General features: G+C 45.2%; 26 protein-coding genes. 11 read left to right on the plus strand and 15 right to left on the minus strand.

What is annotated here, in order from left to right:
• Window positions 1-50 precede the first annotated feature (50 nt).
• From A6E01_RS17080 to A6E01_RS17090, 3 genes are read right to left on the minus strand one after another with little or no spacing between them, the layout of a single operon-like run.
• On the minus strand, window positions 51-1235 hold the full coding sequence (locus A6E01_RS17080; protein ID WP_065210805.1) for an MFS transporter: 1185 nt from the start codon (window positions 1233-1235) through the stop codon (window positions 51-53).
• Window positions 1232-3160 carry a monovalent cation:proton antiporter-2 (CPA2) family protein gene (locus A6E01_RS17085; protein ID WP_017028648.1) on the minus strand — a complete coding sequence of 643 codons (1929 nt, stop codon included), beginning with the start codon at window positions 3158-3160 and terminating at the stop codon, window positions 1232-1234. Before A6E01_RS17085 ends, A6E01_RS17080 begins: the two co-directional genes overlap by 4 nt.
• Window positions 3157-3777 carry an NAD(P)H-dependent oxidoreductase gene (locus A6E01_RS17090; protein WP_198589734.1) on the minus strand — a complete coding sequence of 207 codons (621 nt, stop codon included), beginning with the start codon at window positions 3775-3777 and terminating at the stop codon, window positions 3157-3159. Before A6E01_RS17090 ends, A6E01_RS17085 begins: the two co-directional genes overlap by 4 nt.
• A gap of 364 nt (window positions 3778-4141) precedes the next feature.
• On the opposite strand from A6E01_RS17090, the gene nhaD reads away from it, so the two are divergent.
• The 7 genes from nhaD to rsgA all read left to right on the plus strand — a co-directional run bounded on the left by nhaD (window position 4142) and on the right by rsgA (window position 10533).
• Window positions 4142-5563 carry a sodium:proton antiporter NhaD gene (nhaD, locus tag A6E01_RS17095; protein ID WP_017032417.1) on the plus strand — a complete coding sequence of 474 codons (1422 nt, stop codon included), beginning with the start codon at window positions 4142-4144 and terminating at the stop codon, window positions 5561-5563.
• A gap of 89 nt (window positions 5564-5652) precedes the next feature.
• Window positions 5653-6759, plus strand: a complete 1107-nt coding sequence (locus tag A6E01_RS17100) for a M20/M25/M40 family metallo-hydrolase (protein ID WP_065210807.1) — start codon at window positions 5653-5655, stop codon at window positions 6757-6759.
• A 363-nt stretch (window positions 6760-7122) separates the two neighbouring features.
• Window positions 7123-8037, plus strand: coding sequence for a polyprenyl-phosphate transporter (locus tag A6E01_RS17105; RefSeq protein ID WP_065211029.1), 915 nt, complete (start codon window positions 7123-7125; stop codon window positions 8035-8037).
• On the plus strand, window positions 8037-8474 hold the full coding sequence (locus A6E01_RS17110; RefSeq protein WP_065210808.1) for a hypothetical protein: 438 nt from the start codon (window positions 8037-8039) through the stop codon (window positions 8472-8474). The genes A6E01_RS17105 and A6E01_RS17110 overlap by 1 nt, the downstream gene beginning before the upstream one ends.
• Window positions 8471-9076: an SCO family protein gene (locus A6E01_RS17115; protein ID WP_065210809.1), complete on the plus strand. Its 606-nt coding sequence runs from the start codon at window positions 8471-8473 to the stop codon at window positions 9074-9076. Before A6E01_RS17110 ends, A6E01_RS17115 begins: the two co-directional genes overlap by 4 nt.
• Window positions 9073-9504, plus strand: coding sequence for a copper chaperone PCu(A)C (locus tag A6E01_RS17120; protein ID WP_065210810.1), 432 nt, complete (start codon window positions 9073-9075; stop codon window positions 9502-9504). Before A6E01_RS17115 ends, A6E01_RS17120 begins: the two co-directional genes overlap by 4 nt.
• Window positions 9505-10533 carry a ribosome small subunit-dependent GTPase A gene (gene rsgA / locus A6E01_RS17125; protein ID WP_065210811.1) on the plus strand — a complete coding sequence of 343 codons (1029 nt, stop codon included), beginning with the start codon at window positions 9505-9507 and terminating at the stop codon, window positions 10531-10533.
• A 128-nt stretch (window positions 10534-10661) separates the two neighbouring features.
• Here rsgA and A6E01_RS17130 read toward each other — a convergent pair whose 3' ends face one another.
• Window positions 10662-12038 (minus strand): alpha-amylase family protein, encoded by a 1377-nt coding sequence (locus A6E01_RS17130; RefSeq protein ID WP_065210812.1) that lies wholly within the window; start codon window positions 12036-12038, stop codon window positions 10662-10664.
• Window positions 12039-12400: 362 nt separating this feature from the next.
• On the minus strand, window positions 12401-12820 hold the full coding sequence (locus A6E01_RS17135) for a DUF1353 domain-containing protein (RefSeq protein ID WP_065210813.1): 420 nt from the start codon (window positions 12818-12820) through the stop codon (window positions 12401-12403).
• A 143-nt stretch (window positions 12821-12963) separates the two neighbouring features.
• On the opposite strand from A6E01_RS17135, the gene A6E01_RS17140 reads away from it, so the two are divergent.
• On the plus strand, window positions 12964-13602 hold the full coding sequence (locus tag A6E01_RS17140) for a D-Ala-D-Ala carboxypeptidase family metallohydrolase (RefSeq protein WP_065210814.1): 639 nt from the start codon (window positions 12964-12966) through the stop codon (window positions 13600-13602).
• 283 nt (window positions 13603-13885) lie between these two features.
• Here the strand turns inward: A6E01_RS17140 and queE are convergent, their stop codons facing one another.
• The 4 genes from queE to A6E01_RS17160 form a co-directional block, all read right to left on the minus strand.
• On the minus strand, window positions 13886-14551 hold the full coding sequence (gene queE / locus A6E01_RS17145) for a 7-carboxy-7-deazaguanine synthase QueE (protein WP_198589404.1): 666 nt from the start codon (window positions 14549-14551) through the stop codon (window positions 13886-13888).
• A 1-nt stretch (window position 14552) separates the two neighbouring features.
• Window positions 14553-14915 carry a 6-carboxytetrahydropterin synthase QueD gene (gene queD, locus A6E01_RS17150; protein WP_017031424.1) on the minus strand — a complete coding sequence of 121 codons (363 nt, stop codon included), beginning with the start codon at window positions 14913-14915 and terminating at the stop codon, window positions 14553-14555.
• Window positions 14916-15070: 155 nt separating this feature from the next.
• Window positions 15071-16057 (minus strand): porin, encoded by a 987-nt coding sequence (locus A6E01_RS17155; RefSeq protein ID WP_065210815.1) that lies wholly within the window; start codon window positions 16055-16057, stop codon window positions 15071-15073.
• 660 nt (window positions 16058-16717) lie between these two features.
• Entirely contained in the window at window positions 16718-17296 is a 579-nt protein-coding gene (locus tag A6E01_RS17160) for a class I SAM-dependent DNA methyltransferase (protein WP_065210816.1), read from the minus strand.
• A 174-nt stretch (window positions 17297-17470) separates the two neighbouring features.
• Here A6E01_RS17160 and A6E01_RS17165 point away from each other — a divergent pair, with 174 nt between their 5' ends.
• The 3 genes from A6E01_RS17165 to A6E01_RS17175 all read left to right on the plus strand — a co-directional run bounded on the left by A6E01_RS17165 (window position 17471) and on the right by A6E01_RS17175 (window position 20776).
• Window positions 17471-18349: a LysR family transcriptional regulator gene (locus A6E01_RS17165; RefSeq protein WP_065210817.1), complete on the plus strand. Its 879-nt coding sequence runs from the start codon at window positions 17471-17473 to the stop codon at window positions 18347-18349.
• A gap of 171 nt (window positions 18350-18520) precedes the next feature.
• Window positions 18521-19213: a cation efflux transmembrane domain-containing protein gene (locus A6E01_RS17170; protein WP_065210818.1), complete on the plus strand. Its 693-nt coding sequence runs from the start codon at window positions 18521-18523 to the stop codon at window positions 19211-19213.
• A 378-nt stretch (window positions 19214-19591) separates the two neighbouring features.
• A complete protein-coding gene (locus A6E01_RS17175) occupies window positions 19592-20776 on the plus strand; it encodes an NnrS family protein (protein WP_065210819.1) in 1185 nt (394 codons plus the stop codon).
• A 35-nt stretch (window positions 20777-20811) separates the two neighbouring features.
• Here the strand turns inward: A6E01_RS17175 and A6E01_RS17180 are convergent, their stop codons facing one another.
• The 6 genes from A6E01_RS17180 to glgB form a co-directional block, all read right to left on the minus strand.
• Window positions 20812-21681 (minus strand): MBL fold metallo-hydrolase, encoded by an 870-nt coding sequence (locus tag A6E01_RS17180; RefSeq protein ID WP_065210820.1) that lies wholly within the window; start codon window positions 21679-21681, stop codon window positions 20812-20814.
• 180 nt (window positions 21682-21861) lie between these two features.
• Window positions 21862-22713, minus strand: a complete 852-nt coding sequence (locus A6E01_RS17185) for an alpha/beta hydrolase (protein WP_065210821.1) — start codon at window positions 22711-22713, stop codon at window positions 21862-21864.
• A 76-nt stretch (window positions 22714-22789) separates the two neighbouring features.
• Entirely contained in the window at window positions 22790-23305 is a 516-nt protein-coding gene (locus tag A6E01_RS17190) for a hypothetical protein (protein WP_065210822.1), read from the minus strand.
• A 30-nt stretch (window positions 23306-23335) separates the two neighbouring features.
• Window positions 23336-23710 (minus strand): MAPEG family protein, encoded by a 375-nt coding sequence (locus A6E01_RS17195; protein WP_017027385.1) that lies wholly within the window; start codon window positions 23708-23710, stop codon window positions 23336-23338.
• Between the two features lie 100 nt (window positions 23711-23810).
• On the minus strand, window positions 23811-24626 hold the full coding sequence (locus tag A6E01_RS17200; protein WP_065210823.1) for a hypothetical protein: 816 nt from the start codon (window positions 24624-24626) through the stop codon (window positions 23811-23813).
• 196 nt (window positions 24627-24822) lie between these two features.
• The gene (gene glgB / locus A6E01_RS17205; RefSeq protein WP_065210824.1) at window positions 24823-27000 is read right to left on the minus strand and encodes a 1,4-alpha-glucan branching protein GlgB; all 2178 of its coding nucleotides are present in this window, start codon (window positions 26998-27000) and stop codon (window positions 24823-24825) included.

Here is a 27000-nt window from a genome sequence, read left to right on the forward strand (position 1 = left end):
AAGACCCATCTACTTACTGCGCGCGCATTGTCAGCAATAAAGGATAGCTACTAGACCCTACCCCAGCTAAATAACCTAACTTCATTCCCTTCAGTCGGCCTCGCTGGGATATTCAAAGATAGAATTAGAGATACAGCAGCCATTACCGCGCCAATCACAAACACTAGCGCAGGGGAAGTTAACCAAATCACACCAAAGGTCACAGGGATGACTACAGCGGCGATATGGTTGATGGTAAAGCTAACGCCAGCGGTAGAGGCCATATCTGCTGGATCTGCAATTTTTTGAAAATAGGTTTTTATAGCTAAAGCCAGAGCAAAGAACAAATGATCGATAACATAGAGTGCGGCAGCCCATTCAGCGGATTGAACAAAGGCATAACCCAAGAATACGCCGATCAAACCAACGTACTCGAATACCAACGCCTTGCGTTCTCCCACGACACCAATAAAACGACCAATTTTCTTGGCAAATAGGAAGTTGAACAAATAGTTGATCAAAAACAGTAAAGTCACATCAGCGGCTGAATAGCCAAATTTCTCAACCATCAAGAACCCTGCAAACACGGTGAATATCTGCCTGCGGGCACCGCTCATGAAGGTAAGAGCGTAGTAAAGCCAGTAGCGCTTTCTTAATACGAGTTTCTTGTTCTGGACGGTATCTGTTTTAAACTGCGGAAAGCCAATGGTCATCAATGCCACTAGCACTAAAGCAGCCCCGCCCGTTATGGCATACACCACTATGTAATCGAGCTTTATCACCTCTAGCATAATCCACAAGGCTCCATAGGTGATAAGCGAGGCAAGCGCACCAATGGAGATCATCTTGCCAAGCATCTCCGGCGCTTCATCCTTAGATAGCCATTGTAGCGAGAGGGATTGTTTTAAAGTTTCAAAGTAGTGGAATCCTGTCGACATCAATAAAGTGGTCAACAACAAGCCAGTGACACTGGGGAAGAAGCCCGTTAGAAACGTGCCTAAACTCAGCATAAATAGCGACACCAACATGAACTTTTGTTCTCTAATAAACAAAAGCACAAACACCACAGTAAACGCTAAGAACCCAGGGATCTCACGAACGCTTTGCAGTAAACCAATATCTGCACCATCAAAGTTAGCACGCTCAATAACAAAGTTATTCAGTAGTGCCATCCAGCTTGAAAAGGCGACTGGCACCACAATTGAAATCAGGATTAAGAAGTTTTGTGGTGTTTGCCACGATTTATGCTGTGTCACTCTGACGAGTCCTCAAATTTATCTGCATATCCTTTTGGTGGCGGTGTCCACCCTCGTTCAGAACGAGTATGGTTATCACTGCGATCTGAGCCCATAGCGTCACGTATTTTATCTTCCAACTCAACAAAAAGTTTGATGAAGTTGTTATCGTAACGCTCCCCTTCGGCATCATCTAGCCAAGCATGATACAAATTATCTGAGCTTTCCCTCTCTACCTTGATATAGGAATTACGTTGCTGTTCGATTTGGAAGGGGTGGAATCCCATACAACGAAGCGCCACCGTTCCTACTTCTAATGCAGAATGGAAGGTTTCACTTTCTATATGACTAGCACCCGCTTGACGAAGTTGATAAGAATGCCCACGGTCAAATGCGCGCGCAATTACCTTCACATGCGGATAGGTGTGTCTCACGTACTTGACCAATTCAAGGGACGCCTCTTCATTGTCGATCGCCACCACCAGCGCTTTGGCATGCTCAATACCAGCGGTATGTAATAAGTCTGGCTTGGTGGCATCACCAAAGTAGGTTTTGATGCCGACTTTTCTTAAGTTAGCAACCTGCGTGGCTTGGTGATCAAGCACAACGGTTTCAACGCCATTGTTTACGAGCAAGCGATTAACTATCTGACCAAATCGACCAACACCTGCAATAATAACTGTGCCCTGCTCGTCAATAACGTCATCTTCTTCATCTTGATTGCTCGCTTTCTCATACTTAGGAAGAATGACCTTATCGTAGAAAATAAACAGAGCTGGGGTCAGGAACATTGAGAGCGCAACCACCAACGACAAGGTTGTCGCAATATCGTTTGGTAGCACATTGTTTTGCATAGTAAAGCTAAGCAGCACGAATCCAAACTCACCCGCTTGTGCCAAGCTTAAGGCGAACAGCCAGCGATTAACCCCTTTGATTTTGAAAGCAATGGCCAGCGCCCAAAGTACAAGGCCCTTGAGAAGCATGAGTCCCAGAGTCAGACCAATAATGACAAAGAAATCACTGAACAAAACCGTAAAGTCGATGCCAGCACCCACAGTGATAAAGAACAGTCCGAGCAACAAACCCTTGAACGGCTCGATGTTAGATTCCAATTCATGTCTAAATTCACTGTTAGCCAATACAACGCCGGCAAGGAAGGTACCCAACGCAGGTGAAAGACCCACCAGTCCCATCAGCGCAGCAATACCAATCACTAGCATCAAAGCCGTTGCGGTAAATATTTCACGAAGCCCGGAGGCGGCCACAAACCGAAACAGTGGGCGACTAGCAAAATGACCACCGACCACAACGATGGCTATGGACGCAGTGATGACCAAGCCATAAGCCCAACCCGGTAGTCCTGCGACCAAGCTTAGCTCTGGGTGGTGGTCTGCACTCTCACCGACCGCTGTCTGAGCCAGTTCTACGAGTTCAGGTAAAGCAAGTAGAGGGATAAAGGCCAGCATCGGGATCACAGCGATATCTTGGAATAACAGCACGGAAAAGGCATTTTGACCGCCTTCAGTCTTGGTAAGTCCCTTCTCATTAAAGGTCTGCAAAACAATAGCAGTAGACGAGAGAGAAAAGATAAGGCCGATGGCTAAGGCTATTTGCCACTGCATACCAAGGACTAGGGCAATGCCCATCACTATGCCTGCGGTTCCGAAGACTTGAATGCCCCCCAACCCCATTAGGCGGTTACGCATATTCCAAAGCATCTTGGGTTCAAGCTCCAAACCCACTAGGAACAACATCATCACCACCCCAAATTCAGCAAAGTGCTGAATGGTGGTAGTTTCTTCACCGACAAGCCCAGCAATTGGGCCAATAACGACCCCGGCAATTAGATACCCTAGCACTGAACCTAACCCTAGGCGCTTAGCAATGGGAACGGCAATAACGGCTGCAATCAGATAGATAAAAGCCTGTAAAAAGTAACCTGTCATGACTGCGCTCCTTTAATCACGGCTTCTAAGTTGCCGCTAATTTGAGGTAAAGACGTAGCGAGATTTTCATCAACTCGTCCTTCCACTAACGCCTCAAGCAATTGCTTCCAGCTTTTGACATGCTCTTTAACCCTGCCTTCTTCTAGCGCTGTTCGCGAACCGAACAAAACGAACGGAGCCCAATAGTGCATGCCCGTTAACGCTGCGGTTTGCTCTATTGGGTGCAACAATTCTCGAATGGTGTAATGGTTGTAACCGTCTGTTTGGTAGGCATCTTCCTTGCCCCCTGCTGTAATAGCGCAGAAAAACTGCTTACCTTGTATCGCAGTACCTTCATGCCCGTAAGCAAAGCCATATTCAAGGACTAAATCTTGCCACTCTTTGAGGATTGAAGGTGTGGAGTACCAGTACAAAGGAAACTGAAAAATGACGACGTCATGGTCCAACAAACGCTGCTGTTCCCGCTCTATATCAATGTCGTATTTAGGGTACTCGCTGTAGAGGTCAACGCAGGTGATACCCGGAACCTTTTTTGCAGCCTTATATAACGCAATATTCACCTCTGAACGAGACTGAGAAGGATGGGCAAATAACAACAATACCCTTTTGCTAGTCAATGGGGAGTCTTGACCGCTCGTTTGTTCACTCATTAGTAATCCTTTAAATTTCTTGCCGTTAGCCCGTTAAAACTAATAGTAAAACATCGGTTTCACAAGTGACTCGAACAAACAAAAACCACTTCCCTAACCGCATTTGCGCAACTCAACCCCCCCTTCAAATTAACAAAGTTATTTCATCTGCCTTGCTAAAGGGTGATCTAATTCAAGCTATTGTTTTCATTTCAGGTTTAGGCTAGGTGGGTCTGGTTATCTTTGTTACTTGGCTTTGTTTAACAGTCAGTTAAGTCTAGTCAATCAACAAGGAATACTGTTTAAGTTAACTAATCATCTGCAAGGAGTCGCAGTGAAGTCTTTCTCGTCTATGTTGTGCGTGGCGCTAATTTCTCTTTTAGTCTCCCCTTTTGCCTTTTCTTCCACTAGTCATGCTATGCCCGACTTAACCCAATCAGGTGTTGGGTATGCCGCTCTTGTTATCTTTGCGTTGGCCTATTGCCTCGTAATGGGCGAAGAAGTCCTAAAGCTGAGAAAATCTAAACCTGTATTGCTTGCTGCAGGGCTTATCTGGATATTGATTGGCTTTACCTTCCAACGCTTAGGGCAGATGGATGTGGCTAAATCCGCACTCGATCACAACCTACTGGAATACTCAGAGCTACTTCTGTTCTTGCTGGTTGCCATGACTTACATCAGTGCCATGGAAGAGCGTCGCCTGTTTGATGCCCTTCAAGCTTGGATGGTAGGTAAGGGCTTCAACCTGCGTTCCCTATTCTGGATAACGGGTATTCTTTCATTCTTTATTTCTCCTATCGCCGATAACCTGACTACCGCATTATTGATGTGCGCCGTGGTGATGAAAGTCGGTGGAACCAACTACAAGTTTATCAACATAGCCTGTGTCAATATTGTCATCGCAGCAAACGCAGGTGGCGCGTTCAGTCCCTTTGGTGATATTACAACCCTAATGGTGTGGCAGGCGGGTCACGTTGAATTTATGCAGTTCCTGACTCTATTTGCTCCTTCTGTGGTCAACTACATAGTGCCAGCTGTGATCATGTCATTCTTTGTACCAAAAACGAGTCCAGATGCCGTACATGAGTATGTTGAGTTAAAGCGTGGTGCCAAACGCATCGTCGCCTTATTCATCTTAACTATTGCAACCGCCGTTGCTTTCCACGGTTTACTGCACTTCCCTCCAGTTATTGGCATGATGATGGGACTGGCGTACCTACAATTCTTTGGTTTCTACCTGCGCAAGACACTGCCGCGCTCTCTTGCTAAAAAGCGAGCAGAAGCAGAAGCACATCACGATAAAGCAGCTCTACAGCGTCTTGGCTCTGTGGTTCCATTTGATGTATTTAGACGAGTTTCTCATGCCGAGTGGGACACCCTACTATTTTTCTACGGCGTCGTAATGTGTGTGGGCGGTTTAAGTTTGCTTGGCTATCTAGGGTTAGTGTCTGAAATCATGTACACCCAGTGGGATCCTATTTGGGCGAACGTCATGGTTGGAATACTATCCGCAATTGTCGATAACATTCCCGTTATGTTTGCCATTTTGACCATGCAGCCGGAGCTATCCATGGGCAACTGGTTGTTAGTTACCCTAACCGCAGGTGTGGGAGGCAGTTTGTTGTCTATAGGCTCTGCGGCAGGCGTTGCATTAATGGGTGCCGCCCATGGTAAATATACCTTCTTTGGTCACCTAAAATGGATGCCGATCATTGCCCTTGGTTATGCTGCAAGTATCGCCACTCACCTATGGGTTAATGGTCATCTATTCTGAAATCGGACGCAAAATTGATCTGCGTCAAGGGCGTGTAGCACGCAGTATGTGTAACTATCCGCTTCATGAATAGATAAAGAAGTAATTCCATGACACAAGTAGATCAAAATCGTTTAGTAGATAACTTCCTACAACTGGTAAAAATTGACAGCGAATCAGGCAACGAAAAAGAAGTCGCCATTGAAATCGAATCTCAGCTTCAGCAACTAGGCTTTGACGTAGAGCGCCTTGCAGTTCCTGAAACCCTGTCAAATGGCTTTAACATTTATGCTAAATTACCAGGTAAACTAGACGGTAGCATCGTACTAAGCTGTCACATGGATACGGTAACGCCGGGCAACGGCATTGAGCCAGTAATCAAAGACGGCATCATTAGCTCTGCAGGTGACACTATTCTTGGTGGTGATGACAAGTCTGGCATTGCCGCAATCATCGAAGCAATCAAAACCCTTCAAGAAAACAACGTTGAACACAAGACCATCGAGATCGCGTTCACTGTATTTGAAGAAGGTGGTTTGCACGGCTCTAAGCAATTCGATTGCAGCAAGATCGAATCTGAAATGGGCATTGTTTTAGACTCAGGCGGCCCTATCGGCACCATCATTGCAGTAGCTCCAGGTCAGCAAAACCTTAAGGTAAACATCACAGGTAAACCAGCTCACGCCGGTTTAGCGCCAGAGCAAGGCATCAATGCCCTGACTGTTGCCTCTGATGCCATCGCAAACATGAACCTGTCTCGTATCGACGAAGAAACCACAGCCAATATCGGCGTTGTGAAAGGCGGCCAAGCGACCAACATCGTAATGCCAAGCCTATACATCGAAGCAGAAGCACGCTCTCTTGATGAAGAAAAGCTGGCTAAGCAAGTGGCTCATATGGTTGAAACCTTCGAAGCAGCTGCGACCAAACATGGCGCCGAAGTAGATATCGTTTCAACTCGCGCATACAACCCGTTTCAGATCCCTGAATCACACCCTCACATCCAAACGGTAAAAGACGTATTCACACAGCTAGACATCGAGCCAATCGTAACCTCTACAGGTGGCGGTAGTGATGCCAACATCTTTGCAGAGAAAGGCCTAACAATCGTTAACCTGTCGACAGGTATGGCTAAGGTACACACCACTGAAGAGTACATCGCTATCGAAGATATGCGTAAGATTTCTCAGTTCTTGATGAGTTACTTAGCGAAATAACGCGATAAAATCTAACTTATAGCTGTCAGCTGCAAGCCGTCAGCTATAAGTGGTTCGTGCAACTAATAATCATCATTCCCGCGGGTTTTATCGGGGGGATCTTTTATAGAAACAGATATTCGACCATGACGATGAAAAAATCTTCTGACGGCTGATAGCTTAAAGCTGACCGCTATACAGCGTGCTTTTGAAGATGGCATAGAATGTACACTCGAAGATCCCAGCTAAAAACATGCTGGGATGACGGTGAAAAACCCTCTGACCGCTGATAGCTTAAAGCTGACAGCTTTCTCCTATTCCCCCTCCCCGTCATTTCCCTTACAATACTTAGCATTAATGGACTTGGCTTCAAAAACTAACTTTATGAATTACTTCACCAATTTCCTCAAGGGAATGGCTATGGGTGCGGCTGACGTTGTACCTGGTGTTTCTGGCGGTACCATCGCATTTATCACTGGCATCTACGATACCTTATTAGAGAGTATTCGCCGCGTTAACCCTTCTCTTATTGGCGTGCTGCGCTCAAAAGGCATCAAGGGAGCGTTCGATCATATCAACGGCTGGTTTTTAGTCTCTCTATTTGCAGGGATTTTCACCAGCATACTCACACTAGCCAAGCTGATATCTTGGCTATTGGTCACACACCCTATTCCACTATGGTCATTTTTCTTCGGTCTTATCTTAGTGTCTGTTTGGCATATTATGCGCCAAATAAAGTCTTTTGAACTGAGCAAATGGATAGGCTTTGCCTTAGGTATTGCTGTTGCCTTTGCCATCACGGTGCTTAATCCTGTCAACCTTGAGCCTACTTTGATCAATATTGTGTTATCGGGCGCTATTGCTATCTGTGCCATGATCTTGCCAGGTATCTCAGGGAGCTTCATTTTGCTATTGATTGGTATGTATACCCCTGTTATCGGCGCTGTGAAGGGGTTAGATATCTCTTTCCTTCTGTTATTCATGACTGGGTGCTTAATCGGCCTATTGAGTTTTTCTCACGTGTTGTCTTGGCTATTAAAACGCTTTAGAGACATCACATTAATGTTTTTAGTGGGCTTAATGGTGGGCACACTGCCAAAGATTTGGCCATGGAAAGAGACCCTTACATGGCGCACTAATTCCAGCGGCGAGCAAGTACCACTGCTACAAGAAAACCTCATGCCTCACAATTTTGAATCGATTACGGGTACACCATCACAAACTGCGTTTGCGGTGGTAACGATGTTGGTCGCAATTGGTCTAGTATTGGCATTAGAGAAATTTGCCGAAGACAAATAATGAACAACATTTTCAAAGGCCTAGCTTTCATACTTGCTTTGGGGCTAGGCTTTTTTGCTAAAGATATCTATCAAACGGTTCAGATATCTCTAGCCAATAAAGAACTGAAATCTGATATTGAATACTGCCCACTATCCACCACCGTCTGCACGATCAATGATGCAAGCATAGTGCTAGAGCAAGACGTTGTTTCACCGATGCAGCCCACCTCTATTGAGGTAACCTGGCCAGACAATAACGATGAGCAACTATGGATAGAACTTGAGGGCAAGGAAATGTCTATGGGTGTGGCAAAGTTTGTACTCAGCAATCAAGGTAATGACACGTTTTCTGGTTCTTTATTACTGCCAGTTTGCCATAGCGATGCTATGACATGGATCGGTTCTATCCAATCTTCAAACGGAACACTTCCCATCTCAGTAAGGATGCAAAGATGAGCAAAAGCTGGACACTCACCATGATTGTCGCAGTTGCTTTAGGTTTCGGGGTTAAGTCATATTTAGACACCCAAGACCAAAAGCAAGTCCACCAACAAAGCGAACGAGCAGAGCACCCCTTAGTGACAGGAGCTAATGGAGAGCAAAAGCCGTTATTTAATCCAGACGATCCGCGTATCAATGTGGTCTATTTTGGCTTCACTCGCTGTCCTGATGTCTGCCCTACCTCTCTTGCTATGCTTAGCGCTGCGTTACATCAAGTACCCAAAGAAGCGCTAGACAAAATACGCCCTGTCTTAGTTACTTTAGATCCCGAGCGAGACTCTGGCGATGATGTCCATCAATACGCGCAATACTTTCACGAGAATTTTGAAGGTTACCGAGCCGATCCTGAAACACTGGAAGCTTTAGCGAACAAATACGGCGTTATCTATATAAAAACGACACTTGAAGATTCGGCTCTCGAATATACCGTTGACCATAGCTCATACTTTTACTTTCTCGCACCTGATGGTACGGAAATGACCAAGGTGCAACACACTCTTACTCCAGCACCACTGGTTAAAGCTATTAATGACATCACAATGGAGATGCAACCATGACAACTCGCCTTCTAACTTTCATCCTAGTGCTACTTTCACCCTTTACGTATGCTAGCAATGTAGTATCAGTTTCAGGTGCCTACGCCAAAGAAACGCCACCGACCTCCACAACCAGCGCAATATTCTTAACCATTAATAATCCTGCTGCTGAAGATCGTGCACTCATTTCGGCAACAACACCTATAGCTGAAGTCACGGAGTTACACACTCATGCGATGCAAGATGGTGTGATGAAAATGCGTAAACTAGACAAGATAGAAATCCCAGGGAAAGCTGACACCGTGCTTAAGCCACATGGCTTACATATCATGCTGTTTGACATCAAAGAACCATTAAAAGAAGGCATGGTGATTCCTCTTACGCTTACTTTTGATACAGGCCGTGTGCTAAACCTATCGGTACCTGTTAAAAAGATGATGATGCACTAAATGAACCTTCAAAACCTCGGCTGGCAACCCTTCTTTCAGCAACAACTGACTCTTGAAGATTATGAAGACGCGGTTGTTGCTCGCATCTCTGCCCACCACCGCTCTGGCTATCAACTCATTACAGAGAAAGGTGAAGTGTCACTGCCAATGCATGAGTCTCTGCCATCCATGACCGTTGGAGACTGGGTGCTACTCGATCATGAACAGCAGTTTCAGAGACGCTTAGAAAGAAGCTCTATGTTTTCTAGGAAGGCTGCAGGTTCTAAACTGGCAGAACAGTACATAGCAGCAAATATAGACACCGTATTTATCGTAATGTCATTGAATGACGACTTTAACCTCAGCCGCGTTGAGCGCTATCTCGCGTTAACCAATGAAGCGCAGGTTGAGGCAGTGATTGTATTGACTAAAGCCGACCTGTGTGACGATGCAGACGTTCTTAAGCAACAGGTTCAATCTCTAGACCCTATGCTAATGATAGAGGCCGTCAATGCACTAGACTTTGATAGCGTTCAGTCACTGACTGCGTGGTGTAAAACAGGAAAAACCGTCGCCTTCCTTGGTTCTTCTGGGGTTGGTAAGTCCACTCTCGTGAACACTTTATTGCAAACGGAAGCGCAGAAAACAGGCTCCATTCGCGAAGATGACAGCAAAGGCCGACACACAACTACAGGGCGTACTATCCATCCAATGCCGAGTGGTAGCGTACTCTTAGACACTCCAGGAATGCGTGAGCTGCAGCTGGCAAACGTGGCGCAAGGAATCAGTGAAACCTTCTCTGATGTCGAAGAGATCGCCTCACAGTGCCGCTTCTCAGATTGCTCCCATCAAAACGAGCCGGGTTGTGCGATTCAAAAGGCTCTACAGTCAGGTGAGTTAGACGACCGCCGTTTGAACAACTACCTAAAACTGCAAAGAGAGCAAGCCCGTAATAGTGCTTCTCTTGCAGAGCTGCGCTCTCATGATAAGCAATTGGGTAAGATGTATCGCTCAGTGCAGAACGAGAGCCGAGCAAGGAAGAATAAATAAACAACACGGATCGACATGATAGGTGCGTCATACTGGAAAATACACAGTATTTATCCAGTATCTTGGAGGCTGCGAAAGCCTGCCATAGGCACTCTCTAAGATCCTGAATCATGTTCAGGATACGGGGCTTACGCCCCTACCAAACAGCAATACCCTTTCGCAGGAATATCCAACTCTAAATATCCATCAACCGGAGAGATGCCCTGCTGTTGTACAATATCAAACATAGGTTGGTCCCAGCGGATACGAATCGATTTCACCGTATCAGCCTTGTTAATGGCGACTAAGCCTCGTTCCCCACGACTGAACAGCAGATGGTCATCACTCGCTTCCAACACCACCATACGCGCACTGTGGACGTAATTGTGGAATGCGATAAGTGTCTTCATACGCGGGTCTTGCCACGCATTCATCCAGCGAGGATTACCTTCACAGTCAAGGATGCCACTAGTATTAAGGTCGGTATAGACCAACGGCACACCACCATCACGACAAAGAATGTAGCAATAGCCCAACCATTCATGCTCTTCCGGCATAATCAAACCCTGGAACACATCATTGTTAGGAATATCGTGGGTAATGGCAAAGGTAATGGCTCGCTGGCGCTTCAACGCTTCACCAAAGTTATAAGGGTCTATCAGCGCGGACATACGCCCCTTAGGCTGAAACGCTTGCAATACCGTGTTAAATAAAGGGAAATCGTAAGCACCTAGCTTAGTTTTCTTTAGGTACGGCTTTAGGAAAAGCTCATACTCTTGCTTGGTTGCACCACCATCGGTAATGATCTCACCAAAAATGTGCACACCTTCCGTGATCTCTTTTGTCCACACTTTACGTAGCTGTTCAATAGAGATGTGTTTGGCAGCATCAATACGGAAACCCTTCACTCCCATCGCCTTCATAGCCAACAGGTACGCTTGCTGCTGCTCAATCACATGCTCACAATCACGCAGGGTAGGCAAACCCGGATCGTGAGGTCCGCCAGTGATGCGCCCGTTCTGTACTTGCCACTGATCCTGCCAATCCTCTATACCAAACGCTTCAACGAAATCATCTTCAGTAAAGAGTGGTTTGCTCAAGTCACCGAATAGCTTTAGAGATTCGTAATACTCTGGATCTTTCGCGTAGTCTTCTAGCTCTTGCTGACTAGGGTATTGCAGGTCTGAGCGCAAATACGACTCGTTTGCCATGTGATTAAATACCACATCAATATAAACGCGAATACCAAAGTCGTTCAGGCAGGTCATCATTGTCTGAAAATCGAGGGTATTACCCAATTCATTATCAATGATTCGATAATCTTGTGGCTGATAGCGCTGCCACCAAGCGGTGCCTTTCTCATGTTTCAACGACTTCATTGGCGGTGAAACTAAAACTGTTTTATAGCCTAATTGGCTTATCTGCTGAGCCTTCTCAGCAATCTCTCGATACGGCCAGTCAAATGCATGCAATATAACATCAGTGGCGAGTGTTGAATCTTTATCTTGAATAATGGGGTTTTTCATAAAACACCTTTTACAACTTAGGCTGCTACTTCAACCGATACCCATACCCTACAAGATGCATGCCATATCAAGAATCATCCTAACTCGAGTAATCATAGGGTGAATGAATGATTTAGCAGGGCGGAGCTATAATCTCATGCTGACTAACTAAGGTTGAGGTAAGGGCTTAGTTGGCATAATAATCTACTTTATAACTAATCTAAGGCATGAAAAGTCAGTATAACGCCTACAAGGTAGATGATGATATTGCAGATAGATGACAATTATTAGACAAGGTGGATTAGAGTCGTTACTTAATATTACACTCACATTTAAGGTGTTTTGACCCCGATCTCATATGGGGAGGCTCCAACAAAGCATAATTATTTCCAAGGCGCTTTTAAGGTAGGTTTCTTGTTACGTGGTTCGGTGGCAGGTTTGCCTCCAAGTTTTAATCCAAGATAAAACATATGCGCTGTGAATTCATCAATCCCATCAGAAATGCATATCTTTTCAAACAGTTTGTCGGCAGCGTCTTTTTGCTGCGCGGGTATGTGTTCACAGCGAAGCAATTGGTATAGCGCATCATGAATCAGTGATGCCCGCATGTTTCTTGAGGTATCCACTACAGGGCCAGAAGGACCATCCCACGCGTAACCAGAGCGTACAGTAAGCCACCCATCTAAACTGAGACTAATAAACTCCAAATCTATATTCTGCTGCGGGAAAATGTCCACTTTGATGATGAAATCTTCAGCTAACTGATACTTGTAGCCCGCCCGATATAAAATATGTACTGACATAATCCCTCACCATTGAAACCAGCATCGTTTAATCTCATGGTGTTGAAAATAGATACCTTTTCCTTGCTGGTCAAATTATACACAGAATTCAAAAGCCAAATTAACGTCTATACTGGGTACACTAAATGCAAAGGAGAACTATCATGATTCGTCTTGCCTGTTTACTCATTATTAGCATTAGTTTTACCGTCTCTTCCAACGATCTCCTCAAGCTCTACGAGGCAGAGAATGAGCTAGAATACAGTGATTTAGTTATTGAGGTAAAAGGATACAAAGTACCGACAAGAGCGGCTTTTAGAGGCTGGATGCTGATGAATAGAGCGGAAGATAAGTTGACTGTGGTGCGCGATCAGTTCATCGCCGCAGGCATCACCGAAGTCCCCATGAAAACCATGCCCCTCCACCTCGTCTTATTACAAGGGACAAACTGGGCAATGAACGGCACTTCGGTATTTACCGTCCCTGATGAGAAGCTCATTCCCAATATGGTTCGTACGGTCAAGTTCATCCAAGACCACGTAGAGCCTGTTACTGGTCCCCTAGTCCCTGTTTCGGGCGATAGAACCCAGTATTACAACCAAACCTCGGGAGGGGCAACGAAGAGTCAGCACCTTAACTTCTGTGCCTTGGATTTAGTTCCAATCAACGACATCACCCGCGAAGAGTTACATAAAATGCTTTGGGGAATATACAACAAAGCTGGGAAAGAAAATAATATGGGTATGGGACTGTATTCAGGTGTCCGATTCCATATCGATACTTGCGGGTTTAGGAATTGGTGAAAACCAGCGGTCAGCTGTCAGCTATCAGATTAAAGCGGATCGTACGCAAATTTGTTAGTGAAGAACGTTTGCAAGGAAGCATTAGGTCCTCGACCAGAGTGCTGGCCCAGAAAAGCACTCTGGAATGACTTTGTTTTTATCTGACGGCTGAAAGCTTAAAGCTGATAGCCAATAAAACCGTCATTCTCGCATGTCTTTAGCGGGAATCTCCCAATCTGAAACGAGTCAAGAGTAACGCTCTTAATCTGGCAGCTTGTAGCTTAAAGCTGACGGCTGTCGCCCCTCAAGCAATATCCAAATACTTATGCGTCTGAACCGACAAGCGCCAATTGTTAGCAATACACGTATCAATACAAAGCTTAGTCGCTCGTGGTTTTTGGCTGATAGGCTGTAGCAAAACCTCTACCCCATCTTGCAGCGTGCTCACTTCAAGCAAAGCCTTAAGGTCGTCAATGTCTGACTCTTTACCTACTGGGTGCTTAACCTCGTTGGCACGAGACATTGCGCTTGGCTCAATAGGAAGTTTGCCCTTCATGCCAATCTTTGGTGAAACCGTTACCCAAGTGTTTGGGGTCGCCAGCACTTCAAAAGTACCACTGGTTTCTATTTGGCAACGGTAACCGTTTGCTTCTAGCTCTGTCGTCAACGGCAATAAGTCATACTGGCATGGCTCGCCGCCGGTAATGACCACGTGTTTGGCCGAGTATTGCTCAAGGCAATAGACCACCAGCGAAGATTCACTCGTGCTGCACCAACGCTCATCATCGCCTTGCTTTAGTAAAACCGTTTTAAAATCTGTTTCGTCTTCTAGGTTCACATCCCAGGTTTGTTTGGTATCACACCAAGCGCAGCCCACTGGACATCCTTGCAGACGAATAAAGATAGAAGGCACTCCAGTAAAGAAGCCCTCTCCTTGTATGGTTTCAAACATCTCATTGATTTTAAGCACGTTATTCACCCGTGTAGATGCAACCAGCAGTGCAGGTTTCTTTGATTTCTACCTTGCTTAGAAGTGGCAATAACGGCTTAGTTTGTTCAAATACCCATTTAGCCAGCACTTCACTGGTTGGGTTTTCAAGGCCTTCGATATCATTAAGGTAATGATGATCAAGACGATCATAGATTGGTTTAAACTTCTCTTTTACATCACTAAAGTCAATAATCCAGCCCGTATGAGCGTCCACTTCACCTTTAAGGTAAAGGCGAACCAAGAATGAGTGTCCATGCAGACGACCACACTTATGTCCCTCAGGTACGTGAGGCAATTTGTGGGCGGCTTCAAACATAAACTCTTTGTAGATTTCAGTAGTCATAGTGTTCTTCTGTACGTTGGGTCTAAACAGACCTAAAAGAGAAAGGCACGGATTGTAGCAAGTTTAGCCCAAACCCCCAACGAAAACTGAAGTTGTATCCAAAAGAAAAGGCAGAGCTTTCGCCCTGCCTTCATTAGGTATTCTATAAAAGAGAGTTATAGATAGTATCGAACACCTAGAGCGTATAGATCGTCATCACTTGATATATCATCACCTAAGTCAAGCTGGTAACCTGCGTAGCCTACAAATGCCGGAGTGAAGTTGTACTCGACCTGTAGTGCCATTTGACTAATGACAGTTAAGCTGCTGTCATCGTCTTCATGAGACTCGTAGTTTAGAGAGAAGTTGAGGCTATTTGCTAGTGCGAACGCGGCTATCAACTCAATACTGGTTGAATCATAAGCTGGACCACCAGTAGCGTTTCTGAAGTCACTACCCATTTCATATACTGCTGCAACAAATAGTCCGTCACCGTATGAACCATATTTAGCCGAGAGAATATTACCCATTGCGTCATCATTCTGACCGCCTACCGAGCCAGTAGTAAATGCATAACCTACAAATATTCCGCCTAAATCGAATGAAAGACCCAATTGCCCCCTGTCACCATAAGCTCCATTGTCGCCTTGCCAAGCTGCGCCAAGGTTCAAACCGAGGTTATCACCAAACATAAAGGTTTTACGATAAGAAACCATGGATTCACCACGGCCGGTACCAAGCTCGTACCCATTTACGTATAAGAAGTCATTGGCAAAAGCAATCGGCATATCTGCGATGCCACCGATATCATAGTACGGAGTCCACTGCGTACCACCTACAGCACGTCCCCAAACTTCGTGAGTTACACCAATGTACCCCAAACGCGTCGAGAACGAGTTACCACCACCATCTAATGTGTTAACACTCCACTCGCCTTTGACATCCGCGTTCCATCCTCGTCCAAGCTCTTGCGTCGCATTAATGTTGATACGAGGAGAAATAGATTGTACTTCTAAGTCGTCATCTGCATCGTTACCCACACCCATAGAGATGTGACCACCTACAGAAAACGTTGAACCACCGCTGTTATACAATTCCACCGCAAAAGCTTGTCCACTAAATGCGATACCCGCAATTACACTTGCTAATACTGTCTTTTTCATAATGTCTTTCCATTTACCTATGTGTATAAAAGTTGTGCTAAAAACATTGTAAATGTCGTACGACTTAATCGACTTATTTTTTATTATTGGCAAAATGCTATTCGCTCATTTGCCCAAAGCAACTTACAGAGAAGGTATATATCCTCGTCCCCCTGCTTAGTCATAAACCACTAATTTGTGGTCTAGTCCTACAAATCACCTTTTGTAACAGCGTAGTAATGATTTTTTAATAAACCAAATAAAAAGCGTGCCTAGATCACATTATAAATAACTTACAGGCTATTTAATGCTCAAAACGTGAGTGTTGCTGGTCTTCGGAAGGTTTATGAGAACTTTCTGTTGTCGTTATTGGAGTGCTTATTTCGATTGGAAATATATAAATTTATCAATGAAGGTTTCAATTGATATATAGGAGATTTTAAATAATGAATTATTTTTCACACTAAGTTATGCCGAACTAATTCGTTAAGTGTGTAGATGAGTGTAGTTAGATGTTAAATAAAAACTACAGATGCGGGAAGACTCACCTCTGTCGATGAGCAATGCTGAAATGATTATTCACGATGAATAATCTAACCCTAAAGTGAGAGGCATTTAAACCCAGCTAAATATTCGTCTCTTAATCCTATGAGGCTCGAGCAACGTAACTGGGTTTTATATTTACTTGTAGGCGACACCCATTAATACAGGCATCGTTGTGCCATCTTTCATCTCGATCTCAAAAGGAATAGAGATCTCAATATCGCTAAAACCGGCCTGATGGAGTATAGAGTGCGCAGACTCTTGAGTAAGCCCCTCTGACTCATCTTCACTCAACCAATCCCAATGAACAAATATCCCTTGCTCATCAAGTAACGAATAGATGATAGTCGCCGCTTCCTTGAAGTCCGGAATAAAGCCACATACTGATGAGGCAATAACAAGGTCGAACTGTTTTCTAAATGCAGGGTGCTGAGCCACCAATCCACGAGTAAGCTCGTCAACTATCGGTTCTACATTCGCCAAGGTTTTCTTGTCCAGCTCTTCTATCATGGCTTCAGAAGCGTCTAGAGCAACCACACTGCGCGCAAACGGCGCTACTCTTTGGCTCAACAAGCCAGTACCACAACCAAAATCTAATACATTTGCGCCTTTTAATGAGTGAAGCGCTTGAAGCTCTGCGAAAACTAGATCTGAGAATTGAGCAGTTGCTGGGTCTTTCTCCCACTCAGCAGCATAATCATCCCAATTGTGCACCATCTGACTATCCATCCTAAAGTTTGTTGCCTACGCTGAGTAAAGCAAATCTTGGTAAAAAAAGATACAAAATTGCATTTAATACAAAGAGATATTGGGCTTAGATCATGTGTCGCTTGATTTTTCAGCACCCAATCAGTTAATTTTGAAAGCCTACACATTCGGAAAAGAGTACAAATGAACCTTTCCCATATAGAAGCCTTTGTTCAAGTTGCCCAACATGGCTCCGTATCAGAAGCCGCTCGGCAACTCGATTGCAATCGTACCAAGCTCTCTATGGCAATCAAAGCCTTCGAGAAAGAGTTAGACACGGAATTGTTTGTTCGCAGTGGTAATAACCTTGAATTATCTGAAGCAGGTAAAGCCATTTTCAAAAAATGCGAATCCATGCTGGTAATGGCATCGCGCATCAAACAAACCTGCCAACATATACGTGGTGATTTTACAGCCCAGGTGGGAATCGCCCGAGATGATGCGATTCCAGATGAGATATGGCAAGAGCTCTCTCATCGGCTCAATAACAAATACCCTGCCACCACCTTTAACATCATTCTGGCATCCAGTGGCGATCTCTCTAACTTAGTCGAAACCAAGCAAGTCAACTTTGCTTTTGGCGTTGATTATGAACGAGTAGATGACCCTAGGATTGAATATACGCCCATTGGTAAACTCAGAATGATGTCGGTATGTAATAAAGACCATCCCCTGAGTCAAAAACGACGTGTCTCCGACGAAGAATTGCGTAACGCTATGCAGGTAACACTGGCGTACCTCAATGATAAAGATAATCCTGAATTATTGCCCTTTTCTCTCAAACACATTGGGTTTTCAAGTTTTGATTACATTCTCAGCACCATTCGCACAGAAGGTGCATGGGGGGTTCTGCCAGAACCGCTCATTCGTCATCTATTAAGGGATGAAACGTTATCAGTCATTAAGCACACTTACGGGCTCACCCAAGAAGAGTTCTGTATGTTCTCCTCTACTGGTATGGAAGCGCACCCTGGTATGGTTTGGCTCTGCGATAAGCTCAGTGATTACTTGTTTGATTTCTAGCTCCAGTGGGTGCCAATATTATTGACACCTTTGCGTTGGCATAACCAGTTGATATTAAAGACTAATTTCCCATTCTTTCAAGTAATAACTTGAACCTAAGCAAACTTTGATTGAAAGCTTCCTGCCACTCGCAAACAATAGCCACAGTTAATTTCATTCAAAAGGTTCATCATGAGTGGTAGAGAACGTTCCTCCGAACGCCGCATTTTAGTTTATTCAGCCCTGTTAACGCTTGGCTTTGCCGTTAGTGGCATTGTCTTGGGTAATTGGGTTGGATCTATGGTCATTATTTTTGATGGTGCGTACTCTCTTATCAGCTTAGCGTTAACTTTATTGTCATTGCTTGCAGCAACGCTAATGGCACGCCCAAACAGTAAACGTTTCCCAAATGGATTAGCGGCGCTTGAACCTATCGTCATCGCTATTAAAGGGGCGGTTATTTTAGGTTTAGTCTGTATATCACTCTACTCGGCTATTCACTCTGTTATTGATGGTGGCCGTGAAATCGACACTTCAATTGCAACCTTATTCGGCCTTATCAACGTGATCGGGTGCGCTATTGGCTGGACAATGTTAGCTAAGAAAAACAAAGATATAGATTCAGGCCTTATCGCCGCGGAAGTTAAGCAATGGCAAATGGACACCCTAATCAGTGTGGCGGTACTCTTAGGTTTTGTTGCGGCTTGGATAATGCTACAAACTTCACTAAGCCCATACGCCACATACGCCGATCCAGTGATGATGTTGTTGATGGCCGGATACTTCATAAAAGTCCCTGCGGTGATGCTTAAAGAGGCAATATCTGAGTTATTGTATATGTCTGCGAATAAGGCAAGTAGAGAAGAAATTGAAGCCGAAAGCTGAAAGCTGTCAGCTGTCAGCTGTCAGTTTTAAAACGTCTCACCACGCTCGTGTCAAAGCCATCATTCCTCATGCTAAAAAACTCCAGAAAATCGTCATGCCCGAAGTGTTTTCTGGGCCAGCACTCTGGTCGGGCATCTAACACCGCCCCCGATGCAGATATATTCTAGCCAACCCTTTCACCCCGTAAGATTTTGGATAGTTGCTTTGCAACTTCCAGAATGACAAATATGAAAGATCCCAGAACCTAGGTCCTAGGTCCTAGGTCCAAAACTGACCGCTGAAGGCTTAAAGCTGTCAGCTGATACCCTTATCTATACTTGCAATATCCCCCACTCTAATTTAAAGTTGCATTCAAATTGCAACTTTAAGGTTTTGGCTATGCTAAACATCACAGATAAAGCAAAAGAAGAAGCGATCACACCATTGCTTCGACTTGGCTTTCGTCCCTTTTTCTTACTTGGTGCCCTGTATGCGTTTATTGCGGTTCCAGTGTGGATCTACGCGTTCCAAAACGGGCAGCCGGAAGCATTAGGTGCTCCTGCCCTTTGGTGGCACGCTCATGAGATGTTGTTTGGTTTTGCTATGGCTATTGTTGCAGGGTTTGTACTCACCGCGGTTCAAAACTGGACTGGGGTTAACGGTACTAAAGGTACTCGACTCGGTCTCATTGTGGCGCTTTGGCTAGCCCCACGTATCCTCTTTTGGACGCCTGCACCGTTTTGGCTTATCTCTGTGGTAGAAAGCTTGTTCTTATTAGCGGTAGCGTATGAGGTCGGTACTCGCGTATTCAAATCCAAAGGCTGGAGAAACCTATTCTTCGTTCCTTTATTTGCTCTCGCCATCTTTGCGAACTTCGCCAGTTACGCGACCATCACAGGTGTTGCACCCTTTACTTCAAGCGCAGTGTGGCAAGCGATGCTTTGGTGGTTCATGTTGTTGCTGTCAGTTATGGGCGGGCGAGTGATCCCATTCTTTACCTCTCGCAAATTCAACTTTGATAAGCCGCAGCCTGTGTTATGGCTAGAAGTCGCAGGTAACCTTCCTCTGGTTCTGCTGTTTATCTTGAGCTTTTTCCCATTGACCTTAAGCCAGCTGGAAACACCGCTGTTTATCTGGGCAGGCGTATTTCAATTAGTGAAGGTGATGAGATGGAAGCCATGGAAGACCATCAGCGAACCCCTAGTTTGGGCGCTACACGCTTCCTACGCCTGTATACCTGCCTATTTATTACTAAAGGGGCTAACGACAAATGCATGGCTTGCACACACCTCTTTGCACCTGTTTGCTATTGGCGCTCTTGCAGGGCTGATATTAGCCATGATAGCGCGAGTCACCATGGGACATACCGGTCGTAATATCTATCAAGGGCCTAACATGGGCGTTGCGTTTGGCGCATTGATATTGTCCGCCTTAGTCAGAAGTGTGGGTGTTGGCCTATACCCAGAATACACAATGCAACTACTCGATGTGGCGACTGTATTGTGGATGCTAAGTTTTGGACTGTATCTACTTAAGTTTGCAAAAATGCTCGCCACGCCAAGGGCGGATGGTCATCCGGGTTAAGCACTTTAATCTGAGCTTTAACAACGCTTAGTCAATCATTTCTTAAACACATTTAACGGAGTCTTCAAATAGGAGACTCCGTTGCTTTCTGGCTCGGGAAAACGCCCACCGCGAATATTAATCTGTACTGCTGGCAAGATTAAGGCAGGCATGGCCAACGTAGCATCGCGCTCATTTCGCATCGCAACAAACTCGGACTTCGCACACCCTTGGTGTACATGAATGTTGCTCTTCCTTTGCTCTTCGACCGTCGTTTTGTATAAGCATTCTCGACCGTTTGGTCCATAGTCATGACACATATACAGCTCGGTTTCCGGCGGCAGTTCAAGTATCTTCTGTATCGAGGCATATAGCTGCTCAGCATCTCCTCCCGGAAAATCACAGCGCGCCGTACCCATATCGGGCATAAAAATCGTGTCGCCGACGAATGCAGCCGTTTCGTTTACAACAAAGGTAACGCACGAGGGTGTATGGCCCGGAGTATGCATCACATGAATGTTTGATTCCCCCAAGGGAATCTCCTCACCGTCTGCCAACAAGAGATCAAACTGGCTACCATCGGCAGCAAACTCTCTTAAGCCAAAAATTTGCTTAAACCTTGACTGTACCGTGGTGATTTCTCTTCCCGTTGCCATTGCCGCTCCGCAGCGATCTCTAAGATAGCTGGCAGCGCTTAAGTGATCGGCATGAACATGTGTCTCCAATATCCACTGAAGCGTTAAGTGTTGTTGTTCAGCGTATCTTAGAATGTCATCGGCAGAGCAGGTCGAAGTCACTCCTGCTGCGGCATCGTAATCAAGCACAGAGTCAATAATTGCACTCGATTTTGTCGCATTATCAGTAACAAGATAGCTATAAGTATTTGAGCCGTCATGGAAAAAGCTTTTGATTGAAACTGGATTCATTACGCTCGCCTTTATATTAACAAATGCTAATTAAAGACTAGATGTGGGACTCTTATTTCGCAAAGGTCTAATTAAGAACGTTTAGGAATAACGAAGAATGCTGGATATGCCAGTAAGACACGAGGGAATAGAAACAAGTGCCACCGTTGACAGGGGCACTTTTACAGAAAGAAGAAACGACTAGTTGCCGGCAAGTTCAACAAAGTTTTGCTTTACGGGATCGCTCTTCATAATTCGGCCATGACCAAGGCCTTTGGTAGCAATCAGGGTGACTTTATCCATCTCATCTGCGGCGCGCTTTGACACCTCAAAACTGGTGAAACGATCCCCTTCATCGTGAACGATAACTGTTGCATGTTCTCGCAATTTCAGTTTGCCATACGGGTCTATGGTATGAATTGGGTAGTGATACTCACTGCTCACCTCTTCGACGACTTCTTCAAACAGCTTCATCGAATAACCGGAGCGCTTAACGCTGCCAAACAGGTTTTCAAGGTATTCAAGCACCGGAGCAATCAACAATAATGGGCAATCAATGGCCTTGTGATGTTTACACTCCACCGTTGAGGCCGTCCCCATACTGTGAGCAATGATCCCATCGACTTTGTCGACACTGTCCAAGATAGCCTCTAACCCTTGCACAAAAGCCGGAATGTGACCGTAAGCACCACCACTGGTACCGTGCGCTGGCTGATCATAAGCCAAGGCGGTAAAGCCAGATTGAGCCATAAATTCCATTAAAGGGAAAAACTGGTTGGCGGTTCCTGACCACCCATGGTTGAGCACCCACAGTGGCCCTGACCCTAAGGTATAAGTGGTTAGGTCGCCATGGGCTGATTTAACCACACCTTTGATCATACCCTTTGGCTCTGGATTCTTAGGTTTGCTTCGAACCGGAGTAAGCAACAACTGTCTGGCAATTTTACGGGCATGCTTAGGCGCAACCTTATGGTGTACACGAGTACCCACATTCACCAAAGAACGGCGTAGGTTAAATTTCTTAGAGGTGTTGAAGTAGATCTTATCGCTCATGTTCGTCCGTGAATCGCAACTATAGAGTGGTTACTCTAACATAGGCAGGCAAATGACTGAAAATTTGATTTGGCCGCTAATCTTTTCGTCTTAGGTCACGCGCTAATATCAGAGCTAAACCGAAAATCTGCAAAAACAGCGCAATGTTCTTGTAGCGGCTAATTTGCATATCGTTTTTTGAGGTCATTTCTAGCAATGAAATGTTATTGAGATAGTACTTATCAATGAGATCGCGCTGCTGATTTTGCTCTCGCTCTAGCATCAGTGACAGGGTTTGTAGATTATTGATGGAGAGCTCAGGTACAGGTTTACCCGTCCAGACCTCGATCTGCTTTGCCAGCTCTGCATTCACCGCTTGATTACTGTCATCGTGGCCAAGCACCACCAGCAATGTTTCCTTTTTTCGTTCGAGGTTCTCAACTCGGTTCCACGCCAGTTGGATAGAGCGTAAATTATTGTTTTGCCCTTCATACAGAGCCGCATTTTTTCGTGCTAAATCATCCAGTATTTGGCTGGAGATCACTATGGCTAGCACATTAAGGAGCAGCCCTAAGAAAACCAGCAACCAAGCCGGTGGCCAACCAATTTTCACTTATCTTCTCCTTAAGACTAGGGGCTGGTATTACAAAAGTGCCTGTACTACGTTCAATGCTGCAAGCAGTCCAATAACCCCAAACGTGCTCATCATACCAAACACCCGACCCTTCATTTTTCGATTCAATACCGCCAAGCCGTGGGATAAGCGCCCTACCACCAGCAGCACTCCTAAAATATGAATCGCCCACTCTGGGGCACCATTGAACTCGGCAAGCATCAATAACAATAGTCCAATAGGAATATATTCGGTGGCATTACTGTGAGCACCGCGTGCTACCGTTAAGTCATCCACTTGTCCGTCAGCGTGGGATACCCGATGTTTTCGGCGCTGTTTAATCACTTGAACAGACAGGTAACAGATCCAAACAGCTAAAATGCCCGCGTACAAAGAGGTGATCATAAGTCTCCGTTCTTAAATTAGTAATGAGTGTAATCATCGAAGAACAAAGGGGTTCTTCCGATAACAATAAGCCCAGTATTAACCGAGCGTGCGCTTGGTGCTAATAGATATAGCTAATATAAAATAAACCACCGGACATATCTTGTCTCATGGCAAAATCGTCATCTTTATCAACAGAGAAATTGAGTGAGGTAGAAGTAAAACCAACCCCAGTCGCAAACGACTCGGTAATGCTATATTCAGCGGAAATTATGAAATCGAGGAAGTAGCCACTATAGTCATCTATCTTCAAGCTAAAGTAATCGACCGAACCTATCACCTTCCAATCTTCAGCTAACTGGTAGTCCAAACGAAATCCGATAACAGGCAGTGGCGCAATTAGATCTACGCTCGATCCTGTCCTTTTTATGCCATTATCGGAACCGTCCTCGACCTTCACTCCCGTACTCAATCCAACATCAAAATCCATTGCGTGCACACCAAGGGATACCGAAAGTTCAACGTCCTCATTGTGATAAAACGAGTAAGCATAGTTAATTTTGTAGATATCAATATCAGAGTATGAATCTACAAACGCGCCGACTTTATACTCTTGCCCATCCCAAGTAATATCGCGTGTTAACTCGTTGCTTCCATCACTACGTAAACTGAGATAGGCAAATTCAATTCGGTGATAGTTAGTAATACGGTAGTAGCCATCAATCTTAAAGTTCTTGTTTTCAGTGTCGAGATTGAGGTCATCCTGAAGATGAATTTTAGATCCTACCAAACCTTCTTTCGCAGCCGCCACAATAGTGTCGGTTTGCCATATCCAAAACATGCCTAAGTTGATCTTGAGTCTTTCATCCAACTCTTGCTGTTCTGCGCTAACCACTGAAGAAAACAAGGCAAATAATGCCAACAAACTGTGTTTCATAACATCCCTTTAAAGCGCACAAAGCATCCTGCTTTGCCAAAGAAAACCCAAATATTTACATAAGGTTAGTATAAACAGCTCAATTAATAACAGGCCGACTCCAAATTATAGGCATTAAAAAACCCCAAGCAGAATAATCTGATTGGGGTTTAGTTCATTCATCAATTCAGCCCATGCTTGATAGGCTAAGCCGATGTTATTTTACTTTCTTGTAGAACACAGTCGATAGCGGTGGCAATACCATGTGAACAGATTGCTCTAAGCCTTGGCTTACAACGCTTTCTGTTTCTAGTGTCGCTGGCACTTCAACGTTTGCGCCGTTGTACTTCGCATCATCAGTATTAAGCAGTAATTCATACTGAGCTTCACCAGGGATGCCCAGACGGAATTCATGATGAGGCACTGGCGTAAAGTTAGAAACAACCAATACACGCTCACCATTCTCATCAATACGCTCATGCGCTAGAACACTCGCTTCTGCTTCGTCTTGCAAACGCCACTCGAAACCACGTGGATCGTAATCAAGATCATGCAGCGCTGATTCTTGCTTGTACAGTTTGTTCAAGTCACGAGTCAGGTTTAGCACGCCTTCATGACGCTCGTAGTCCAACAAGAACCATTGAAGTTGGTCATCATGGTTCCACTCAGCCGTTTGGCCAAACTCAGCACCCATGAAGTTCAGCTTCTTGCCCGGTTGTGCGTACATGTAACCCATGTAAGCGCGCAGGTTAGCGGTTTTTTGCCACTCATCACCAGGCATCTTGTCATGAATCGCACCCTTACCGTATACCACTTCATCGTGAGATAAAGAGAGTACGTAGTTTTCACTGTGTGCATACATCAACGGGAATGTGATGGTGTTGTGGTGGTACTTACGGTGGATAGGATCTTGCTGAATGTAAGACAAGCTGTCGTGCATCCAACCCATGTTCCACTTAAAGCCAAAGCCTAAACCGCCCAAGAATGTTGGTGCAGACACGCCAGGGAATGCCGTAGATTCTTCCGCAATGGTCATTGCGTTCGGGAAGTGCTTGTACACTTCTTCGTTCATCCACTTCAAGGTAGCGATCGCATCGTAGTTCTCGTTGCCACCGTCTTGGTTCGGGATCCACTGGTCATGGCTGCGTGAGTAATCCAAGTACAACATTGAAGCAACTGCATCCACACGGATACCATCAATGTGGTAATGCTCAAACCAGAACAGTGCGTTAGACACCATGAAACGACGAACATGCTCACGACCTAGGTCATAGATGAACGAGTTCCAATCTTGGTGCCAGCCGCGACGTGGATCTGGATCGTGATACAGAGGCGTACCGTCAAAGTTCGCTAAGCCATGATCATCAGATGGGAAGTGCGCTGGAACCCAGTCAAGCACAACGCCAAGTCCGGCTTGGTGACACTGATCTACGAAGAACTTGAAGTCATCAGGTGAACCGAAACGGCTGGTTGGTGCAAATAGACCAATCGGCTGATAGCCCCAAGAACCGTAGAATGGGTGCTCAGAAATCGGCATAAGCTCTACGTGAGAGTAGCCAAGATCCACAAGGTACGGGATCAATTCTGCAGCAAGTTCACGGTAGTTTAAGAACTCACCTTCAGCATTACGCTTCCAAGAACCGGCATGCAGCTCATAGAAAGACAGTGCTTCTTTTCGCTTTTCCGTCAACGGACGCGCTTGCCATGCACTATCTTGCCATTGGTATTTGGTCTGATCGTAAGTCACAGAAGCAAAAGAAGGGTATTGCTCGTGCTGGAAGCCCCATGGGTCTTGCTTATGCGGCAAGCTTTCGCCATGTGGTCCTTTTAATTCGTACTTGTATTGAGAGCCTTCGGCTAACTCAGGGATGAATAGACCCCAAATTCCGTAATCAAGGCGCTGCATTGGGTGGCGACGGCCGTCCCAATCATTGAAGTTACCAATGATGCTTACTGCTTGCGCATGCGGTGCATAAACAAGGAAACGAGTACCCGAAATCGTCTTACCATCACGCTCTAGCGTAACGAACTGAGAGCCCATATGCTTGTACATCTCTTTAGGAGTGTGCAAGTTATCGAACTCTTCGTATAGCGAGTGGTACTGGTATGGGTCGTCGATGATCTGCTCGACGTCACCCCAATGAACCGCTAACTTATAGTGAGTAAAAGTCAGGTCACGCTCTTCAGTAAGAACAAACGCATCCATCTCGTCACGCACTAATTCGATGCGCTTATCACCAAGGATAACCTCTACACGGCTTGCGCCCGGCATCCAAACAGTAAGGTAACGACCTTTCTCTCTAACAAATGGGCCTAATACTGAAAATGGGTCAGTAAGTGCTGCTTGACTCAACTTGTGATAAGCAGTTTTAAATTTGTCCTGAGGCTTCTCCAC

This window comes from Vibrio breoganii, from assembly GCF_001677275.1.
Taxonomy (GTDB): Bacteria; Pseudomonadota; Gammaproteobacteria; order Enterobacterales; family Vibrionaceae; genus Vibrio; species Vibrio breoganii.

What these genes read in the sequence shown, in the direction of transcription:
- A6E01_RS17140 (WP_065210814.1), top strand. Translation starts at nt 12,964, where the DNA reads ATGATTCGTCTTGCCTGTTTACTCATTATTAGCATTAGTTTTACCGTC.
- A6E01_RS17165 (WP_065210817.1), top strand. Translation starts at nt 17,471, where the DNA reads ATGAACCTTTCCCATATAGAAGCCTTTGTTCAAGTTGCCCAACATGGC.
- A6E01_RS17200 (WP_065210823.1), bottom strand. Translation starts at nt 24,626, where the DNA reads ATGAAACACAGTTTGTTGGCATTATTTGCCTTGTTTTCTTCAGTGGTT.
- A6E01_RS17085 (WP_017028648.1), bottom strand. Translation starts at nt 3,160, where the DNA reads ATGACAGGTTACTTTTTACAGGCTTTTATCTATCTGATTGCAGCCGTT.
- queD (WP_017031424.1), bottom strand. Translation starts at nt 14,915, where the DNA reads ATGACTACTGAAATCTACAAAGAGTTTATGTTTGAAGCCGCCCACAAA.
- A6E01_RS17180 (WP_065210820.1), bottom strand. Translation starts at nt 21,681, where the DNA reads ATGAATCCAGTTTCAATCAAAAGCTTTTTCCATGACGGCTCAAATACT.
- A6E01_RS17185 (WP_065210821.1), bottom strand. Translation starts at nt 22,713, where the DNA reads ATGAGCGATAAGATCTACTTCAACACCTCTAAGAAATTTAACCTACGC.
- A6E01_RS17160 (WP_065210816.1), bottom strand. Translation starts at nt 17,296, where the DNA reads ATGGTGCACAATTGGGATGATTATGCTGCTGAGTGGGAGAAAGACCCA.
- A6E01_RS17100 (WP_065210807.1), top strand. Translation starts at nt 5,653, where the DNA reads ATGACACAAGTAGATCAAAATCGTTTAGTAGATAACTTCCTACAACTG.
- A6E01_RS17155 (WP_065210815.1), bottom strand. Translation starts at nt 16,057, where the DNA reads ATGAAAAAGACAGTATTAGCAAGTGTAATTGCGGGTATCGCATTTAGT.
- A6E01_RS17135 (WP_065210813.1), bottom strand. Translation starts at nt 12,820, where the DNA reads ATGTCAGTACATATTTTATATCGGGCGGGCTACAAGTATCAGTTAGCT.
- A6E01_RS17170 (WP_065210818.1), top strand. Translation starts at nt 18,521, where the DNA reads ATGAGTGGTAGAGAACGTTCCTCCGAACGCCGCATTTTAGTTTATTCA.
- A6E01_RS17130 (WP_065210812.1), bottom strand. Translation starts at nt 12,038, where the DNA reads ATGAAAAACCCCATTATTCAAGATAAAGATTCAACACTCGCCACTGAT.
- A6E01_RS17110 (WP_065210808.1), top strand. Translation starts at nt 8,037, where the DNA reads ATGAACAACATTTTCAAAGGCCTAGCTTTCATACTTGCTTTGGGGCTA.
- A6E01_RS17120 (WP_065210810.1), top strand. Translation starts at nt 9,073, where the DNA reads ATGACAACTCGCCTTCTAACTTTCATCCTAGTGCTACTTTCACCCTTT.
- A6E01_RS17105 (WP_065211029.1), top strand. Translation starts at nt 7,123, where the DNA reads ATGAATTACTTCACCAATTTCCTCAAGGGAATGGCTATGGGTGCGGCT.
- A6E01_RS17175 (WP_065210819.1), top strand. Translation starts at nt 19,592, where the DNA reads ATGCTAAACATCACAGATAAAGCAAAAGAAGAAGCGATCACACCATTG.
- A6E01_RS17115 (WP_065210809.1), top strand. Translation starts at nt 8,471, where the DNA reads ATGAGCAAAAGCTGGACACTCACCATGATTGTCGCAGTTGCTTTAGGT.
- nhaD (WP_017032417.1), top strand. Translation starts at nt 4,142, where the DNA reads ATGTTGTGCGTGGCGCTAATTTCTCTTTTAGTCTCCCCTTTTGCCTTT.
- A6E01_RS17195 (WP_017027385.1), bottom strand. Translation starts at nt 23,710, where the DNA reads ATGATCACCTCTTTGTACGCGGGCATTTTAGCTGTTTGGATCTGTTAC.
- rsgA (WP_065210811.1), top strand. Translation starts at nt 9,505, where the DNA reads ATGAACCTTCAAAACCTCGGCTGGCAACCCTTCTTTCAGCAACAACTG.